The sequence below is a fragment of the Burkholderia cenocepacia genome (assembly GCF_900446215.1).
GTDB classification, from domain to species: domain Bacteria; phylum Pseudomonadota; class Gammaproteobacteria; order Burkholderiales; family Burkholderiaceae; genus Burkholderia; species Burkholderia cenocepacia.
On the sequence record NZ_UAQZ01000007.1, the window covers coordinates 326,815 to 342,743 of the forward strand.

The window sequence follows — 15,929 nt, forward strand, 5'->3', positions numbered from 1 at the left end:
GGATGCGTTGACATGGCTGTGAAGACCGACATCAAGACGTTTGCCGCCATCGGCACCGGCGTGATCGGCAGCGGATGGATTTCCCGCGCGCTCGCGCACGGTCTCGACGTGGTCGTGTGGGACCCGGCGCCGGGCGCCGAAGCGCGGCTGCGCGCGAACGTCGCGAACGCGTGGCCCGCGCTCGAACGCGTCGGCCTCGCACCGGGCGCCGATCCCGCGCGGTTGCGGTTCGTGTCGACGATCGAGGCGTGCGTCGCCGATGCCGATTTCATCCAGGAAAGCGCGCCCGAGCGCGAAGCGCTGAAGCTCGAACTGCACGAGCAGATCAGCCGCGCGGCGAAGCCCGACGCGATCATCGCGTCGTCGACGTCGGGGCTGTTGCCGACCGATTTCTACGCGCGGGCGACGCATCCGGAGCGCTGCGTGGTCGGCCACCCGTTCAACCCCGTGTACCTGCTGCCGCTCGTCGAGGTGCTCGGCGGCGCGCGCACGTCGCCGGAAGCGGTCGAAGGCGCGATGGAGATCTATCGCAAGCTCGGCATGCGGCCGCTGCACGTGCGCAAGGAAGTGCCGGGCTTCATCGCGGATCGTTTGCTCGAAGCGTTGTGGCGCGAGGCGCTGCATCTCGTCAACGAAGGCGTCGCGACCACCGGCGAGATCGACGATGCGATCCGCTTCGGCGCGGGCATCCGCTGGTCGTTCATGGGCACGTTCCTCACCTACACGCTGGCCGGCGGCGACGCGGGCATGCGACACTTCATGCAGCAATTCGGCCCCGCGCTCGAACTGCCGTGGACGAAGCTGGTCGCGCCGACGTTGACCGACGCGCTGATCGACAGCGTCGTCGAAGGCACGACCGAACAGCAGGGCACGCGCAGCATCAAGGAGCTCGAACGCTATCGTGACGAGTGCATCACCGAGGTGCTGAAATCGATCGCCGCGGTGAAGGCGCGGCACGGGATGCGATTCGAGGACTAGACGATGACGGGCGATACCCCGCTGACGATTTACCGCGACGTGGTGCGGCCCGAATGGGTCGACTACAACGGCCACCTGCGCGATGCGTTCTATCTGCTGATCTTCAGCTTCGCGACCGATGCGCTGCTGGATCGCATCGGCCTCGACGACGCCGCGCGTCGCGAGCGGGGCCGCTCGGTCTATACGCTCGAAGCGCACGTGAACTACCTGCACGAGATCAAGGAAGGCACGCCGGTGCGCGTCGATGCGCGCGTGCTGGCGCACGACGCGAAGCGGCTGCATCTGTATCTCGAACTGTTCGCCGACGGGCATGACGACGCGGTATCGGCGAGCGAGCAGATGCTGCTGCACGTCGATACGCGCGGCGGTGCGAAGTCGGCGCCGTTCGACGACGACGTGGCCGCGCGCGTGGCCGAACTGCACGCATTGCAGCGCGATTGCGCGGCGCCTGCTTATGCGGGCCGCGTGATCGGGTTGCCGCCGCGGCGCTAGCAACGCGCGTCATCTTTTCCATCGTCATCCTCGATCGCGGAGCGCACACGATGCTCGAACCGGAAATCGCGGCGTTCGTCGCGGCCGTCGACGCGTGGTATCCGGCCGATGCGGCGGCGCGCTCGCCCGACGAGCAGCGCCGCCTCTACGACCGCTTCGCGGCCGAATGGACGCCGGCCGCGCTGCCGGCCGGCATCGTGCGGCGGGACGCCGTGTGGCACGCGCCGGACGGCCGCCCGATCGCGCTGCGGCGCTATACGTCCGCGCACGGCACGCCACGCGGCACGGTGTTGTTTTTTCATGGCGGCGGTTTCGTCGTCGGCTCGCTCGACAGTCATGCGCTGATCACCGCGCAACTGGCGGCCGATACCGGCCTCGACGTGATCGCCGTCGACTATCGGCTGGCGCCCGAACACCGCGCGCCGGCCGCGCTCGACGATTGCATGGAAGTCACGCGCGCCGCACGCGATGCGCGCTGGCCGTTCGGGCCGTGCGCGCATCCGCTGACGCTCGCGGGCGACAGCGCGGGCGGGATGCTCGCGGCGGCGGTGGCGACCGCGCTGCGCGATGCGGGCGAACGCAACGTGGACGGCATCGCGCTCGTCTATCCGATGCTCGGTTTCGAACCGCAATCGCCCGCGCGCGAAACGGAAGCGCACGCGCCGATGCTGACGCTCGACGACGTGCATCGCTACCGCGCGCTGTACTGGAACGGCGACCTGTCGGCCGTGCTGCTGAACGATGACCCGCTGCTGCGCGCGTCGGTGCCGCTCGAAGCCACACGCTTCGACGGCTTGCCGCCGGTGCTCGCGATCGGCGCCGAGCACGATCCGCTGCGCGACGATGCGCGCGTGTACGTCGAGCGGATTCGCGCGGCCGGCGGGGTCGCGCACGGCTGGATGGGAGAGGGGCTGGTGCATGGCTGCTGGCGCGCGCTCGGAACGAGCCCGCAGGCCGCACGGATGCACCGGATGGTCGGCGGGTTCTTGCTCGCACCACACGCGTAGCGGGCGTTTTCGGGGAGGCAACGATGCAGGCAGCGGTGCAACACCGTATCGAGGACTGGCGGACGTTTTCGGCCGACGCGGCCATCGCGGCGGCGACGATCGGCGATGGCGCGGTGGACGTCGAGTGGAGCGACGCGCGACGCTCGCCGTTCCATTTCGACTGGCTGCGCGACAACTGCGCGTGTTCCGCGTGCGTGCACGCGATCACGCGCGAACAGGTGTTCGAGATCGCCGATGCGCGCGAGGATCTGTCCGCGCTCACCGTGCACGTCGAAACCGATGGCGCGCTGCATGTGGAATGGAACGACGGGCACCGCAGTGCGTGGTCGCCGGGCTGGTTGCGTGCGCACGCGTACGACGACGCATCGCGCGCGGAGCGTCTGGCCGCGCATCGGCGGCACGTATGGACCGGCGACGATGCGACGGCGATCGGCGTGTTCGCGTGGCGCGACGTGATGGAGGACGACCGCGCGTTGCTGGCATGGCTCGGCGCGTTGCAGCGCACGGGGTTGACGCTCGTCGAAGGCGTGCCGGCCGAGCGCGGCCGTGTCGACGAGATCGCGCGCCGCGTCGGCCTGATCCGCGAAAGCAATTTCGGCGTGCTGTTCGACGTCGAATCGAAGCCGCGCCCGGACAGCAATGCGTATACGTCGCTGAATCTTCCGCCGCACACCGATCTGCCGACGCGCGAATTGCAGCCGGGCGTGCAGTTCCTGCACTGCCTCGCGAACGACGCGACGGGCGGCGACAGCATTTTCCTCGATGGCTTCGCGCTCGCGGATGCGTTGCGGCGCGAACATCCGGACGATTTCGAGCGGCTCGCATCGACGCCGTTCGAGTTCTGGAACAAGAGCGCGAACAGCGACTACCGCTGTTCGGCGCCGGTGATCGGGCTCGACGCGCGCGGCCATGTGACGGAAGTGCGTGTCGCGAATTTCCTGCGCGGCCCGCTCGATGCGCCGGCCGGCGCGGTGACGGCCGTCTATCGTGCGTATCGGCGGTTCCTCGCGCTGGCGCGCGAGCCGCGTTTTCGCGTGCAGCGCCGGTTGCGGGCAGGCGACATGTGGGCGTTCGACAACCGGCGCGTGCTGCACGCGCGCACCGAGTTCGACCCGTCGACGGGCCGCCGGCACTTGCAGGGCTGTTACGTCGATCGCGACGAGTTGCTGTCGCGGTGGCGCGTGCTGTCGCGATCGGCGCCGGCCGGGGCTGCGGCCGCGGCGCGCTGACTGACACGCACGGCGCCTTCTCGCACACCTGTTCGGGAAAAAGCACCCGGACGCCAGGCGTCCGGGCGAAGCCACCCGCTGCCGGGCGGCGGAGGTATGCGTTTCACAAAAAAGACGAGCCCCGCGAAGGGGGCTCGTCCGGACTGCTTGACTTCAGCGCGCGACGCGCGGCGCCCGCCGGGGGCGCGTCGGCTTACTGGCCGAAGAAGATCGAGTCGCGTGCGTTCGACGACGCGGCAGCCGGTGCGCCCGAGTGGACGAGCGGAGCCGGTTGCGCGCCGTAGCCGCTGGTGTCGGCGCCATGAACGCGCGCTTCGGCGCTCTGGATGTCGTTCGGGTAGTACGGGCTCGACAGACCCGGCTTGTAGCCGGCCTTTTCGAGCTGGACCAGTTCGTTGCGCACTTGAGCGCGCGTCACGGTGCTTTGGGCGAATGCGCCGAACGAAGCGGACAGGGCGGCAGCGGCAACGACTGCGGAAACGAGCGATTTCATGGTGACCTCCGGTGTTTTATTGAGTTCGCTCTCGACACCATGTCTTGAGCGATTGATCAAATCTTAGTCACCGGGCGGTTCAGGGTAAACGCTGATTTTGACGATAGATTGTTTCCTGTCTGGTAACAGTGGAGCGCCGAATCAGTCTTTCAACGGGCTTTCTTTTCGGTTGCCGTAATAAGTATGAAGAATATCGAGATCGCGCGCGGGCGGTTCAGCGTGCTTCGGCCGCCGCATCGAACGGCCGGCCCGGCGCGCGTGCGGCGGGCGCCCCGGCGCTGAGGAAGCGCACGCCCGTCGCGGCTTCCGAGGCCTCCCACAGCAATGCCGCCGACGCCACGTTGCGTGCCGCGCGCGGTACGCTCGCCGGCGCCGGCAGCCCGCGCGACTCGAACCAGCCGGACGGGCCGATGTACGCGCCGCCCGCCAGATCGGGCGACGTTGCCGCATGGATCGCGGGCAGCGCGCCTTGGTCGGCCGGCTGCGCGAGATAACGGTTCGCGGCACGCATCAGCGCGGCGCGGGCCGGGGAACTGTCCATCGCCGGGCCCGCGAACTGCAGGTTGGTCGCCGCGTAGCCGGGGTGTGCGGCGACGCTGATGCCGGCGAACGCCGCGCGCTCGAAACGGCGCTGCAACTCGATCGCGAACACGAGGTTCGCGAGCTTGCTGTCGCAGTAGGCGAGATAACGGTTGTAGCGCTGCGTGGCGCGCAGGTCGTCGACACGAATCCGGCCGCCGCGGTTGAAGCCGCTCGACATCGTGACGACGCGCGCCCGGCGCGCGGCGCGTAGCGCCGGCAGCAACTGGCCGGTCAGCGCGAAATGGCCGAGGTGGTTGGTGCCGAATTGCATCTCGAAGCCGTCGCGCGTGTGCCGCAGCGGCAGGAACATCACACCGGCGTTGTTGCAGAGGATGTCGACGCGGCCGTGGCGTTCGCCGACGTCGGCGGCGAAGCGGGCGATCGACGCGAGATCGGCGAGATCGAGCGGATCGACTTCGACGCGGGCATGAGGATGAAGCCGGCGGATCGCGTCGGCCGCCTGCGCGCCGCGTGCGGCGTCGCGGCAGCCCATCACGACCGTCGCGCCTTTCGCGGCCAGCGTTTCCGCGAGCTGCCAGCCGAGACCGCTGTTGGCGCCGGTCACGACCGCGATCTTGCCGCCTTGCGCCGGGACGTGGCGCGCGCTCCATGCATGCATGTCTGCCTCCATTGGCGCAGCCGGTCGGCCGCGGCACGTAATCGTTACATTGAGTGGTGTAACGATAGTGCGGGCGGACGGAGCAGACAAGCGGGGGAACTAGACCGGCGCTTCTAGGGCTGGCGCGTGGCGCCGCGAGCCCGGCGCGCGGCCGGCAGGTGTTACCTGCTGCCGGCCAGCGCGAGCACTTCGGCGGCGGAGATCATGGCGGCGGCGTTCGCGGGGGCCGGGCGCTCGGCCGGGCGGAACACTTCGTCGCCGCGATGGATGACCTGGCGCGACAGCGCGCAGGTGCCGGTGCGCTGCGCGAAGCGGCGGCGCCAGCGCTGTTCGCCGTAGTGACAGCGGCCGGGTTCGACCCAGCGGACGACGAGCAGCGTATCGGAACGTTCGAGGATTTCGACGTGGACGTCGGCGGGATCGAGCGCAGGCAGGGATTTGGAGGCCTTCATTTTGCCGTTTCCTAAAGCCCGTGCGGGTTCGGCCATGGCAGTGGGGTGTCACTACCCAAGGGGGAATCCGTAGGGGTTTCCATGAGTGGTGCGCTAAATGTAAGCGTCTGTGACCGGAAAAAACATCCTGTCTGGCTCAAATTACCTTTTGCCGATTTAGAAACAATCCACGCTTATTTTCTTGAAAAACCAAGGACAAAAAGCCCCGGACGGGGACGTCCGGGGCGGAAAATCGGCCCGCGCGCCGTGTCTGCTCGCCCAGTCACGGGATACATCGCCGGAGGACGGAGGGTGCCCGCAGGGATCCTGCGCGGGCGGGGAGGCGATGTACCGGAAGCGCGGTCCGGCAACGCCATGATGGCGTGCGCCACCCGTTGACACCCTGACGCGAACATGACTTTTTTGTCAGGTTGCGCCGCTCGCCGTGCCGAACGGCGCCGAAGAATCGGCGCAAAGGCCCGCCCGTATTGGCTTTGCGCGGATCGCCCAAGCGAGGCCTCGACGCGCCTCTCACGCCGAATCCTTATCCGCCGGACGGGTTCGCCAGCCCCGGGTAAATACTGAATTCCGATTTCGTGACAAACGCGGGATCCGTTCCTATGATTGGTTGGACCTTTAGTCCTTTGTGCCAATCGGCCGACTGGCGGCCGGCTTTTTCGGAGAGTGCTCATGAGATTGCAGGGCAAACGCGCGCTGGTGACGGCGGCCGGGCAGGGCATCGGCCGTGCGACCGCGCTGCGGTTCGCGCGCGAGGGCGCCGACGTGCTGGCGACCGACATCAACGAAGCCGCGCTGGTGCGGCTCGAAGCCGACGCCGAGCGCGCGGGCGGACGGCTGGTCACGCGGCGGCTCGACGTCACCGACGCGAACGAGGTGGCCGCGCTCGCCGCGAGCGAACGCGCATTCGACGTGCTGTTCAACTGCGCGGGCTACGTGCACCACGGCTCGATCCTCGACTGCGACGACGACGCGTGGGCGTTCTCGCTGAACCTGAACGTCACGTCGATGTACCGGCTGATCCGCGCGCTGCTGCCCGCGATGCTCGAAGCCGGCGGCGCGTCGATCGTCAACATGGCGTCGGCCGCGTCGAGCGTGAAGGGCGTGCCGAACCGCTTCGTGTACGGCACCACCAAGGCGGCCGTGATCGGGCTGACCAAGGCGGTGGCCGCCGATTTCGTCGAGCGGGGCATCCGCTGCAACGCGATCTGCCCGGGCACGATCGAATCGCCGTCGCTCGAGCAGCGGATCGCCGACCAGGCGCGCACGCGCCACGTGTCGACCGACGAGGTGCGCCAGGCGTTCGTCGCGCGCCAGCCGATCGGCCGCATCGGCACCGCGGACGAAGTGGCCGCGCTCGCGCTGTACCTGGCGTCCGACGAAGCGTCGTTTACCACCGGCACGATTCACCTGATCGACGGCGGCTGGTCAAACTGACCGTATCAAACTGACCGCCCCTTTCCATTCACTTTCCGTTTCCGTTCGGACGACGATATGAAACTGCTGAGATTTGGCGACAAACACCATGAAAAACCGGGCCTGCTGGATGCGCAGGGCCACATTCGCGATCTGTCCGGCGTGATCGACGACATCGCCGGCGACGCGCTGACGCCCGCGTCGCTCGCGCGGCTGCGCGACATCCCGCCGTCGTCGCTGCCGCTCGTCGAAGGCACGCCGCGGCTCGGCGCGTGCGTCGGCCGCGTCGGCAAGTTCATCTGCATCGGGCTCAACTACTCGGATCACGCGGCCGAATCGGGGATGGAGGTGCCGAAGGAGCCCGTCGTGTTCGGCAAGTGGACGAGCGCGATCTCCGGCCCGAACGACGACGTCGAAATCCCGCGCGGCTCCGAGAAGACCGACTGGGAAGTCGAGCTCGGCGTGGTGATCGGCCAGGGCGGCCGCTATATCGACGAAGCCGATGCGCTGTCGCACGTCGCCGGTTACTGCGTCGTGAACGACGTGTCGGAGCGCGAATACCAGCTCGAACGCGGCGGCACGTGGGACAAGGGCAAGGGCAACGACACGTTCGGCCCGCTCGGGCCCTGGCTCGTGACGGCCGACGAAGTGCCCGATCCGCACGCGCTGCGGCTGTGGCTGGACGTGGACGGCCACCGCTACCAGAACGGCTCGACCGCGACGATGGTGTTCCGCGTGCCGCACCTGATCAGCTACCTGAGCCGCTTCATGAGCTTGCAGCCGGGCGACGTGATCTCGACCGGCACGCCGCCGGGCGTCGGCCTCGGGCAGAAGCCGCCCGTCTACCTGCGCGCCGGACAAGTGATCACGCTCGGCATCGACGGGCTCGGCGAGCAACGCCAGCGCACCGTGCAGGCCTGATTCCCTTTAACGGACGGTTCGTCATGCCTATCATTCGATCGATGCGCGTCCTCGACGTGCGCTTTCCGACCTCGCGCCAGCTCGACGGCTCCGACGCGATGAATCCGGACCCCGATTATTCGGCGGCCTACGTCGTGCTCGAAACCGACCACGACGGGCTCGAAGGTCACGGGCTCACGTTCACCATCGGGCGCGGCAACGAAATCTGCTGTGCGGCGATCGACGCGATGCGTCACCTCGTCGTCGGCCTGGACCTCGACTGGATCCGCGAGGACATGGGCCGTTTCTGGCGGCACGTCACGTCGGACAGCCAGTTGCGCTGGATCGGCCCCGACAAGGGCGCGATCCACCTGGCGACGGGCGCCGTCGTCAATGCGGTGTGGGATTTGTGGGCGAAGGCCGTCGGCAAGCCGCTGTGGCGGCTCGTCGCCGACATGAGTCCGGAGGAGCTGGTGCGGGCGATCGACTTCCGCTACCTGACCGACTGCCTGAGCCCGGACGAAGCGCTCGAGCTGCTGCGCCGGCAGGCGCCCGGCAAGGCCGCGCGGATCGCCGCGCTCGAGCGCGACGGCTACCCGTGCTACACGACGTCGGCCGGCTGGCTCGGCTACAGCGACGACAAGCTGCGCCGGCTGTGCCGCGAGGCGGTGGAAGAAGGCTTCGACCACGTGAAGCTGAAAGTCGGCGGGAACCTCGAGGACGACATCCGCCGCGTGACGATCGCGCGCGAGGTGATCGGCCCCGACCGCAAGCTGATGATCGACGCGAACCAGGTGTGGGAAGTCGACGAGGCGATCGACTGGGTGCGCGAGCTCGCGTTCGCGCGGCCGTGGTTCATCGAGGAGCCGACGAGCCCCGACGACGTCGAAGGGCATCGCAAGATCCGCAAGGCGATCGCGCCGGTGCAGGTCGCGACCGGCGAGATGTGCCAGAACCGCGTGCTGTTCAAGCAGTTCATCGCGCGCGGCGCGATCGACGTCGTGCAGATCGACGCGTGCCGGCTCGGCGGCGTGAACGAGATTCTCGCGGTGATGCTGATGGCCGCGAAGTACGGGCTGCCGGTGTGTCCGCATGCGGGCGGCGTCGGGCTGTGCGAGTACGTGCAGCACCTGTCGATGATCGATTACGTGTGCATTTCCGGCACGAAGGAAGGGCGCGTGACCGAGTACGTCGACCACCTGCACGAGCATTTCGTCGAACCGTGCGTGGTGCGCGGCGCGGCGTACATGCCGCCGACGGCGCCCGGTTTCTCGATCGAGATGAAGCCCGAATCGCTGGAGCAATACCGGTTCCGCGGCTGACGCGGGGCGACGCGCGACGGCGCGCCGCGCGCGTCGTGCGCGGCGACAACATGAACGACGGAGACGCGAAGTGGATTTGAATCTGCAAGACAAGGTCGTGATCGTGACCGGCGGCGCGTCGGGTATCGGCGCCGCGATCTCGACGCGGCTGGCCGGCGAGGGCGCGATACCGGTGGTGTTCGCGCGCCACGCGCCCGACGACGCATTCTGGCGCGAACTCGCGCGCAAGCAGCCGCGCGCGGCGTGCATGAGCGTCGAACTGCAGGACGACGCGCAGTGCCGCGACGCCGTCGCGCAGACCGTCGCGCGCTTCGGCCGCCTCGACGGCCTCGTCAACAACGCGGGCGTCAACGACAGCATCGGGCTCGACGCCGGACGCGATGCGTTCGTCGCGTCGCTCGAACGCAACCTGATCCATTACTACGTGATGGCGCACTACTGCGTGCCGCACCTGAAGGCGGCGCGCGGCGCGATCGTCAATATTTCGTCGAAGACGGCCGTGACCGGGCAGGGCAACACGAGCGGCTATTGCGCGTCGAAGGGCGCGCAGCTCGCGCTGACACGTGAATGGGCGGTCGCGTTGCGCGACGACGGCGTGCGCGTGAACGCGGTGATTCCCGCCGAGGTGATGACGCCGCTCTACCAGAACTGGATCGCCGGTTTCGACGATCCGGAGGCGAAAGTCGCGGAAATTGCCGGCAAGGTGCCGCTCGGCCGGCGCTTCACGACGGCCGACGAGATCGCCGATACGGCCGTGTTCCTGCTGTCGGATCGCGCATCGCACACGACGGGCCAGTGGCTGTTCGTCGATGGCGGCTACACGCATCTCGATCGTGCGATCAGTTGAGGGCCGCGTTCCATGCAACCCGACCCGACCCCGAACACCCCGCCGCCGCTGATCGCGCTGACCGGCATCGGCAAGCGCTTTCCGGGCGTGCAGGCGCTCGACGATTGCCGTTTCGACCTGCATGCGGGTGAAGTGCATGCGCTGATGGGCGAGAACGGCGCCGGCAAGTCGACGCTGATGAAGATACTCGCGGGCGTCTACCAGCGCGACGCGGGCGAGATCCGGATGGACGGCCGCCCGGTGGAGATCGCCGACCCGCGTGCCGCGCAGGCGCTCGGCATCGGCATCATCCATCAGGAACTGAACCTGATGAATCACCTGAGCGTCGCACAGAACATCTTCATCGGCCGCGAGCCGCGCGGCCGCTTCGGCGTGTTCGTCGACGAAGACAGGCTGAACCGGGACGCTGCCGCGATCTTCCAGCGGATGCGGCTCGATCTCGATCCGCGCACGCCGGTCGGCCGGCTGACGGTCGCGAAGCAGCAGATGGTCGAGATCGCGAAGGCGCTGTCGTTCGACTCGCGCGTGCTGATCATGGACGAGCCGACCGCCGCGCTGAACAACGCGGAGATCGCCGAGCTGTTCCGCATCATCCGCGACCTGCGCGCGAACGGCGTCGGCATCATCTACATCTCGCACAAGATGGACGAGCTGCGCCAGATCGCCGATCGCGTGACCGTGATGCGCGACGGCAAGTACGTCGCGACCGTGCCGATGGCGGACACGTCGATGGACACGATCATCTCGATGATGGTCGGCCGCCAGCTCGATGCGCAAACCCGCACGCCGCCCGATACGTCCGCGAACGAGATCGCGCTCGAAGTGCGCGGGCTGTCGCGCGGCCGCGCGATCCGCGACGTCGGCTTCACGCTGCGGCGCGGCGAGATCCTCGGCTTCGCCGGGCTGATGGGCGCGGGCCGCACCGAGGTCGCGCGCGCGGTGTTCGGCGCGGATCCGGTCGATGCGGGCGAGATCCGCGTGCACGGCAGGGCCGTGACGATCCGCACGCCGGCCGACGCCGTGAAGTTCGGCATTGGCTACCTGTCCGAGGATCGCAAGCACTTCGGGCTCGCGGTCGGGATGGACGTGCAGAACAACATCGCGCTGTCGAGCATGCGCCGCTTCGTGCGCCGCGGCATGTTCCTCGATGCGCGCGGGATGCGCGAGGCCGCGCAGTCGTATGTGCGCCAGCTCGCGATCCGCACGCCGTCGGTCGCGCAGCCCGCGCGGCTCTTGTCGGGCGGCAACCAGCAGAAGATCGTGATCGCGAAGTGGCTGCTGCGCGACTGCGACATCCTGTTCTTCGACGAACCGACGCGCGGCATCGACGTCGGCGCGAAAAGCGAGATCTACAAGCTGCTCGACGCGCTGGCCGCCGACGGCAAGGCGATCGTGATGATCTCGTCGGAGCTGCCCGAGGTGCTGCGCATGAGCCACCGGATCCTCGTGATGTGCGAAGGCCGCGTGACCGGCGAATTGCGCGCGGCCGACGCCACGCAGGAAAAGATCATGCAGCTCGCGACGCAGCGCGAGTCGACCGTATTGTCCTGAATCAGACGCTCAGACGCCTACCCGATCATGTCCAACGATACGCATCCCGTTCCGTCCCTGGCCACCGGCGACACGCCGGCCGCTGCAGCGAGCCTGAAATCGCGCTTCTTCAACCCGGCCGCGCGGCAGAAGCTGCTCGCGTTCGCGAGCCTCGTGCTGCTGATCGTGTTCTTCAGCTTCGCGTCGTCGAACTTCCTCGAAGTCGACAACCTCGTGTCGATCCTGCAAGCCACCGCCGTGAACGGCGTGCTGGCCGTCGCCTGTACGTACGTGATCATCACGTCCGGCATCGACCTGTCGGTCGGCACGCTGATGACGTTCTGCGCGGTGATGGCCGGCGTCGTGCTGACGAAATGGGGCATGCCGCTGCCGCTCGGGATTCTGGCGGCGCTGGGCTTCGGCGCGCTGTCGGGCTGCGTGTCGGGCATCGTGATCGCGAAGATGAAGGTGCCGCCGTTCATCGCGACGCTCGGCATGATGATGTTGCTCAAGGGGTTGTCGCTCGTGATCTCCGGCACGCGGCCGATCTACTTCAACGACACGCCGGGCTTCACGTCGATCGCGCAGGATTCGCTGATCGGCAACCTGATTCCCGCGCTGCCGATCCCGAACGCGGTGCTGATCCTGTTCCTCGTCGCGATCGGCGCGTCGATCGTGCTGAACCGCACCATCTTCGGCCGCTACACGTTCGCGCTCGGCAGCAACGAGGAGGCGCTCAGGCTGTCCGGCGTGAACGTCGACGCGTGGAAGATCGCCGTCTACACGTTCAGCGGCGCGGTGTGCGGGATCGCCGGCCTGCTGATCGCGTCGCGGCTGAACTCCGCGCAGCCGGCGCTCGGGCAGGGCTACGAGCTCGATGCGATCGCGGCCGTCGTGATCGGCGGCACGTCGCTGTCGGGCGGCGCGGGCAGCATCGTCGGCACCATCATCGGCGCGTTCATCATGAGCGTGCTGACCAACGGCCTGCGCATCATGTCGGTCGCGCAGGAATGGCAGACGGTCGTGACGGGCGTGATCATCATCCTCGCCGTCTACGTGGACATCCTGCGCCGGCGGCGCCGCTGACGCAGGTACGGGCGCAAGCACGAACGGGCTTCACCGCCGGCCGGGCCGGCATTTCAGTCGATACCAACCAAGGAGACGCGAAGTGATCAGGAGCAAGGTGTTGAACGCGATCGTCGGGCTGACGTTCGCCGTCGGCGTCACGGCCGGCGCGCAGGCGCAGGAAACCTACATCCCGCTGATCTCGAAAGGCTTCCAGCATCAGTTCTGGCAGGCCGTGAAATCGGGCGCGATGCAGGCGGCGAAGGACTACAAGGTGAAGGTGACGTTCGAAGGGCCGGAAACCGAGGCGATGGTCGACAAGCAGATCGACATGCTGTCGGCCGCGATCGCGAAGAAACCGGCCGCGCTCGGCTTCGCGGCGCTCGACAGCAAGGCCGCGCTGCCGCTCCTGAAGAAGGCGCAGGCCGAGAAGATTCCGGTGATCGCGTTCGACTCGGGCGTGGACAGCGACATTCCGGTGACGACGGCCGCGACCAACAACAAGGCGGCCGCCGCGCTCGCCGCCGACAAGCTCGCCGCGCTGATCGGCGACGAAGGCGAGGTGGCCGTGGTCGCGCACGACCAGACGAGCCGCACCGGCATCGACCGCCGCGACGGCTTCCTCGAACGGATGAAGTCCGCGCATCCGAAGGTACAGGTCGTGACCGTGCAGTACGGCGAGGGCGACCAGCTTAAGTCGACCGAGGTGACGAAGTCGATCCTGCAGGCGTATCCGAAGCTCAAGGGCCTGTTCGGCACCAACGAAGGCTCGGCGATCGGCGTGGTCAACGGCGTGCGCGAGATGAAGCGCAAGGTCGTGATCATCGGCTACGATTCCGGCAAGCAGCAGAAGGACGCGATCCGCAGCGGGCTGATGGCCGGCGCGATCACGCAGAACCCGATCGGGATCGGCTACAAGACCGTCGAGGCGGCCGTGAAGGCGATCAAGGGCGAGAAGCTGCCGAAGGTCATCGATACCGGGTTCTACTGGTACGACAAGACCAATATCGACGATCCGAAGATCACGGCGGTGTTGTACGACTGAACGTGGCGAATGGTGGCGACGATGCGGGCCGTCGCCGCCGCGGCGATTGAACACGAGGGCATCATGGGCGCAGTGCGTATCGATTCGCATCAGCACTTCTGGCGTTATCGCGCGGCCGACTATCCGTGGATCGGCCCCGGCATGGGCGTGCTCGCGCGCGACTACCTGCCCGACGCGCTGTGGCCGCAGATGCATGCGCAGGCGCTCGGCGCGTCGATCGCGGTGCAGGCGCGCGCCGGGCGCGACGAGACGGCATTCCTGCTCGACCTCGCGCGCGACGACGCACGCATCGCGGCGGTGGTCGGCTGGGAGGATCTCGGCGCGCCGGCGCTGGCCGACCGTGTCGCCGAGTGGCGCAGCCCGAAGCTGCGCGGCTTTCGTCACCAGGTGCAGGACGAAGCCGACGTCGGCGCGTTCGTCGCCGATCCCGGCTTCAATCGCGGTGTCGCGTGGCTGCAGGCGAACGGTTACGTGTACGACGTGCTCGTGTTCGAGCGCCAGTTGCCGGACGTGCGTGCGTTCTGCGCGCGGCACGACGCGCACTGGCTCGTGCTCGATCATTGCGGCAAGCCGGCGCTCGCCGCGTTCGAGCGCGACGACACGGCATTTCCGCGCTGGCGTGCGGCGCTGCGCGAGCTGGGCGCGCTGCCGCACGTCGTGTGCAAGCTGTCGGGGCTCGTGACCGAGGCCGACTGGCGGCGCGGTCTGCGCGGACAGGATATCCGGCATGTCGAACAGTGCCTCGACGCGGCGCTCGACGCGTTCGGCCCGCAGCGGCTGATGTTCGGCTCGGACTGGCCCGTGTGCCTGCTCGCGGCGTCGTATGACGAAGTGGCGTCGCTCGTCGAGCGGTGGGCCGAATCGCGGCTGTCGGCGGCCGAGCGCGACGCGTTGTGGGGCGGCACGGCCGCGCGTTGCTACGCGGTGCCGGGCGACATGAAGCGCGGCATATAAAATAGGCGCGAGCGGTCTGCCGATTCGTCAGACCGTCCGGAACGAAACCGATTACCAGCGTCAACGTATGTCCATCCAGCCGATTCAGAACCGCCGCCTCTACCAGCAGATCGCCGACAAGCTCAGCGCGATGATCGAGTCCGGCGATTTCCCGCCGGGCAGCTATCTGCCGCCCGAGCGCGAACTGGCCGAACGCTTCGGCGTGTCGCGCACGTCGGTGCGCGAGGCACTGATCGCGCTCGAAGTGAACGGGCTCGTCAGCGTGCGCGTCGGCGACGGCGTGAAGGTGCGCCACCCGGAAGCGGCTGCCGTGCCCGAACCCGCGCCGGCGCCCGACGCGAAGGTCGCGCCGTTCTCGATCGTCGAGATCGATCCCGAACTCGGCATCGCGCTCGACCTCGATACCGAAATCCCGCCGTTCGCGCTGCTGCAGGCGCGCCGGCTGATCGAGCCGGAAGCCGCGTCGCTGGCCGCGAAGCATGGCTCGGACGCGCAGATCGAAGGGATTCACGAAGCGTTCCTGCGCAACCAGGACGACAACCGCAGCGGCTCGCTCACGCACCCGGGCGACCGGCTGTTCCACATCCGCATCGCGGAAGCGAGCGACAACCCCGCGTATGCGCTGATGATCAAGCAGTTGCTCGCGCACAAGTACGATCTGATGTTCCAGCGGCTGCAGTCGCTGTACATGCCGAACGACATGCCGCACCGGTCCGAGCTCGAGCATCGCGCGATCCTCGACGCGATCCGCGCGCGCGACCCGGACGCCGCGCGCCGCGCGATGGCCGAGCATCTCGACGAAGTGATCCGCATCTTCGGCCGCGCGCTCGACTGAGCGCACGAATCGATTTCCTGCATGTCGGGAAGCGGCGCACGCGACGCGGACCCTTCCGGGTGTCGATGCGGCGTCCGCACCGTGCGAGCGCACCGGCCGTCGGGACAGAACGAACGCTGCGCTGCGAGCGACGCGCGCCGGTCGACCGGCACGCCGCTCGCGCGCC

Annotated in this window: 16 protein-coding genes; 13 read left to right on the forward strand and 3 right to left on the reverse strand. The window is 68.1% G+C overall.

Annotated elements, in window-relative coordinates:
• The first annotated feature begins 12 nt into the window (after positions 1–12).
• Genes DTA15_RS15470 through DTA15_RS15485 form a run of 4 tightly spaced genes read left to right on the forward strand, consistent with a single transcriptional unit; the run spans position 13 to position 3,706 of the window.
• Positions 13–978 carry an L-carnitine dehydrogenase gene (locus tag DTA15_RS15470; protein ID WP_006484739.1) on the forward strand — a complete coding sequence of 322 codons (966 nt, stop codon included), beginning with the start codon at positions 13–15 and terminating at the stop codon, positions 976–978.
• A gap of 3 nt (positions 979–981) precedes the next feature.
• Positions 982–1,470, forward strand: a complete 489-nt coding sequence (locus tag DTA15_RS15475) for a thioesterase family protein (protein WP_006484742.1) — start codon at positions 982–984, stop codon at positions 1,468–1,470.
• A 50-nt stretch (positions 1,471–1,520) separates the two neighbouring features.
• Positions 1,521–2,477, forward strand: a complete 957-nt coding sequence (locus tag DTA15_RS15480; RefSeq protein ID WP_006484746.1) for an alpha/beta hydrolase — start codon at positions 1,521–1,523, stop codon at positions 2,475–2,477.
• Between the two features lie 23 nt (positions 2,478–2,500).
• The gene (locus tag DTA15_RS15485) at positions 2,501–3,706 is read left to right on the forward strand and encodes a TauD/TfdA family dioxygenase (protein WP_012493523.1); all 1,206 of its coding nucleotides are present in this window, start codon (positions 2,501–2,503) and stop codon (positions 3,704–3,706) included.
• A gap of 193 nt (positions 3,707–3,899) precedes the next feature.
• Here DTA15_RS15485 and DTA15_RS15490 read toward each other — a convergent pair whose 3' ends face one another.
• From DTA15_RS15490 to DTA15_RS15500, 3 genes are all read right to left on the reverse strand, one after another.
• Entirely contained in the window at positions 3,900–4,199 is a 300-nt protein-coding gene (locus tag DTA15_RS15490) for a DUF4148 domain-containing protein (protein ID WP_006484704.1), read from the reverse strand.
• A gap of 214 nt (positions 4,200–4,413) precedes the next feature.
• Complete coding sequence (locus tag DTA15_RS15495) at positions 4,414–5,400, reverse strand: oxidoreductase (protein WP_006484712.1); 987 nt, start codon at positions 5,398–5,400, stop codon at positions 4,414–4,416.
• A 161-nt stretch (positions 5,401–5,561) separates the two neighbouring features.
• On the reverse strand, positions 5,562–5,852 hold the full coding sequence (locus tag DTA15_RS15500) for a DUF3331 domain-containing protein (RefSeq protein ID WP_006484717.1): 291 nt from the start codon (positions 5,850–5,852) through the stop codon (positions 5,562–5,564).
• A gap of 669 nt (positions 5,853–6,521) precedes the next feature.
• On the opposite strand from DTA15_RS15500, the gene DTA15_RS15505 reads away from it, so the two are divergent.
• The 9 genes from DTA15_RS15505 to DTA15_RS15545 all read left to right on the forward strand — a co-directional run bounded on the left by DTA15_RS15505 (position 6,522) and on the right by DTA15_RS15545 (position 15,763).
• The gene (locus DTA15_RS15505; RefSeq protein ID WP_006484753.1) at positions 6,522–7,286 is read left to right on the forward strand and encodes an SDR family oxidoreductase; all 765 of its coding nucleotides are present in this window, start codon (positions 6,522–6,524) and stop codon (positions 7,284–7,286) included.
• Positions 7,287–7,343: 57 nt separating this feature from the next.
• Positions 7,344–8,186 (forward strand): ureidoglycolate lyase, encoded by an 843-nt coding sequence (locus tag DTA15_RS15510; RefSeq protein WP_006484749.1) that lies wholly within the window; start codon positions 7,344–7,346, stop codon positions 8,184–8,186.
• Positions 8,187–8,209: 23 nt separating this feature from the next.
• Positions 8,210–9,487: an L-fuconate dehydratase gene (locus DTA15_RS15515; protein WP_006484705.1), complete on the forward strand. Its 1,278-nt coding sequence runs from the start codon at positions 8,210–8,212 to the stop codon at positions 9,485–9,487.
• Between the two features lie 70 nt (positions 9,488–9,557).
• Positions 9,558–10,334, forward strand: coding sequence for an SDR family oxidoreductase (locus tag DTA15_RS15520; protein ID WP_006484722.1), 777 nt, complete (start codon positions 9,558–9,560; stop codon positions 10,332–10,334).
• A 12-nt stretch (positions 10,335–10,346) separates the two neighbouring features.
• The gene (locus DTA15_RS15525; RefSeq protein WP_006484748.1) at positions 10,347–11,885 is read left to right on the forward strand and encodes a sugar ABC transporter ATP-binding protein; all 1,539 of its coding nucleotides are present in this window, start codon (positions 10,347–10,349) and stop codon (positions 11,883–11,885) included.
• Between the two features lie 27 nt (positions 11,886–11,912).
• Positions 11,913–12,950, forward strand: coding sequence for an ABC transporter permease (locus DTA15_RS15530; RefSeq protein WP_006484738.1), 1,038 nt, complete (start codon positions 11,913–11,915; stop codon positions 12,948–12,950).
• 82 nt (positions 12,951–13,032) lie between these two features.
• Positions 13,033–13,974: an ABC transporter substrate-binding protein gene (locus tag DTA15_RS15535; protein WP_006484743.1), complete on the forward strand. Its 942-nt coding sequence runs from the start codon at positions 13,033–13,035 to the stop codon at positions 13,972–13,974.
• Between the two features lie 63 nt (positions 13,975–14,037).
• A complete protein-coding gene (locus tag DTA15_RS15540; RefSeq protein WP_012493519.1) occupies positions 14,038–14,928 on the forward strand; it encodes an L-fucono-1,5-lactonase in 891 nt (296 codons plus the stop codon).
• Between the two features lie 67 nt (positions 14,929–14,995).
• Complete coding sequence (locus DTA15_RS15545) at positions 14,996–15,763, forward strand: FadR/GntR family transcriptional regulator (protein WP_006484716.1); 768 nt, start codon at positions 14,996–14,998, stop codon at positions 15,761–15,763.
• Positions 15,764–15,929: the final 166 nt, after the last annotated feature.

Bases quoted from the DNA above. Each gene is read 5' to 3' on its own strand.
- DTA15_RS15470 (WP_006484739.1), top strand. From the start codon at position 13: ATGGCTGTGAAGACCGACATCAAGACGTTTGCCGCCATCGGCACCGGC.
- DTA15_RS15475 (WP_006484742.1), top strand. From the start codon at position 982: ATGACGGGCGATACCCCGCTGACGATTTACCGCGACGTGGTGCGGCCC.
- DTA15_RS15480 (WP_006484746.1), top strand. From the start codon at position 1,521: ATGCTCGAACCGGAAATCGCGGCGTTCGTCGCGGCCGTCGACGCGTGG.
- DTA15_RS15485 (WP_012493523.1), top strand. From the start codon at position 2,501: ATGCAGGCAGCGGTGCAACACCGTATCGAGGACTGGCGGACGTTTTCG.
- DTA15_RS15490 (WP_006484704.1), bottom strand. From the start codon at position 4,199: ATGAAATCGCTCGTTTCCGCAGTCGTTGCCGCTGCCGCCCTGTCCGCT.
- DTA15_RS15495 (WP_006484712.1), bottom strand. From the start codon at position 5,400: ATGCATGCATGGAGCGCGCGCCACGTCCCGGCGCAAGGCGGCAAGATC.
- DTA15_RS15500 (WP_006484717.1), bottom strand. From the start codon at position 5,852: ATGAAGGCCTCCAAATCCCTGCCTGCGCTCGATCCCGCCGACGTCCAC.
- DTA15_RS15505 (WP_006484753.1), top strand. From the start codon at position 6,522: ATGAGATTGCAGGGCAAACGCGCGCTGGTGACGGCGGCCGGGCAGGGC.
- DTA15_RS15510 (WP_006484749.1), top strand. From the start codon at position 7,344: ATGAAACTGCTGAGATTTGGCGACAAACACCATGAAAAACCGGGCCTG.
- DTA15_RS15515 (WP_006484705.1), top strand. From the start codon at position 8,210: ATGCCTATCATTCGATCGATGCGCGTCCTCGACGTGCGCTTTCCGACC.
- DTA15_RS15525 (WP_006484748.1), top strand. From the start codon at position 10,347: ATGCAACCCGACCCGACCCCGAACACCCCGCCGCCGCTGATCGCGCTG.
- DTA15_RS15530 (WP_006484738.1), top strand. From the start codon at position 11,913: ATGTCCAACGATACGCATCCCGTTCCGTCCCTGGCCACCGGCGACACG.
- DTA15_RS15540 (WP_012493519.1), top strand. From the start codon at position 14,038: ATGGGCGCAGTGCGTATCGATTCGCATCAGCACTTCTGGCGTTATCGC.
- DTA15_RS15545 (WP_006484716.1), top strand. From the start codon at position 14,996: ATGTCCATCCAGCCGATTCAGAACCGCCGCCTCTACCAGCAGATCGCC.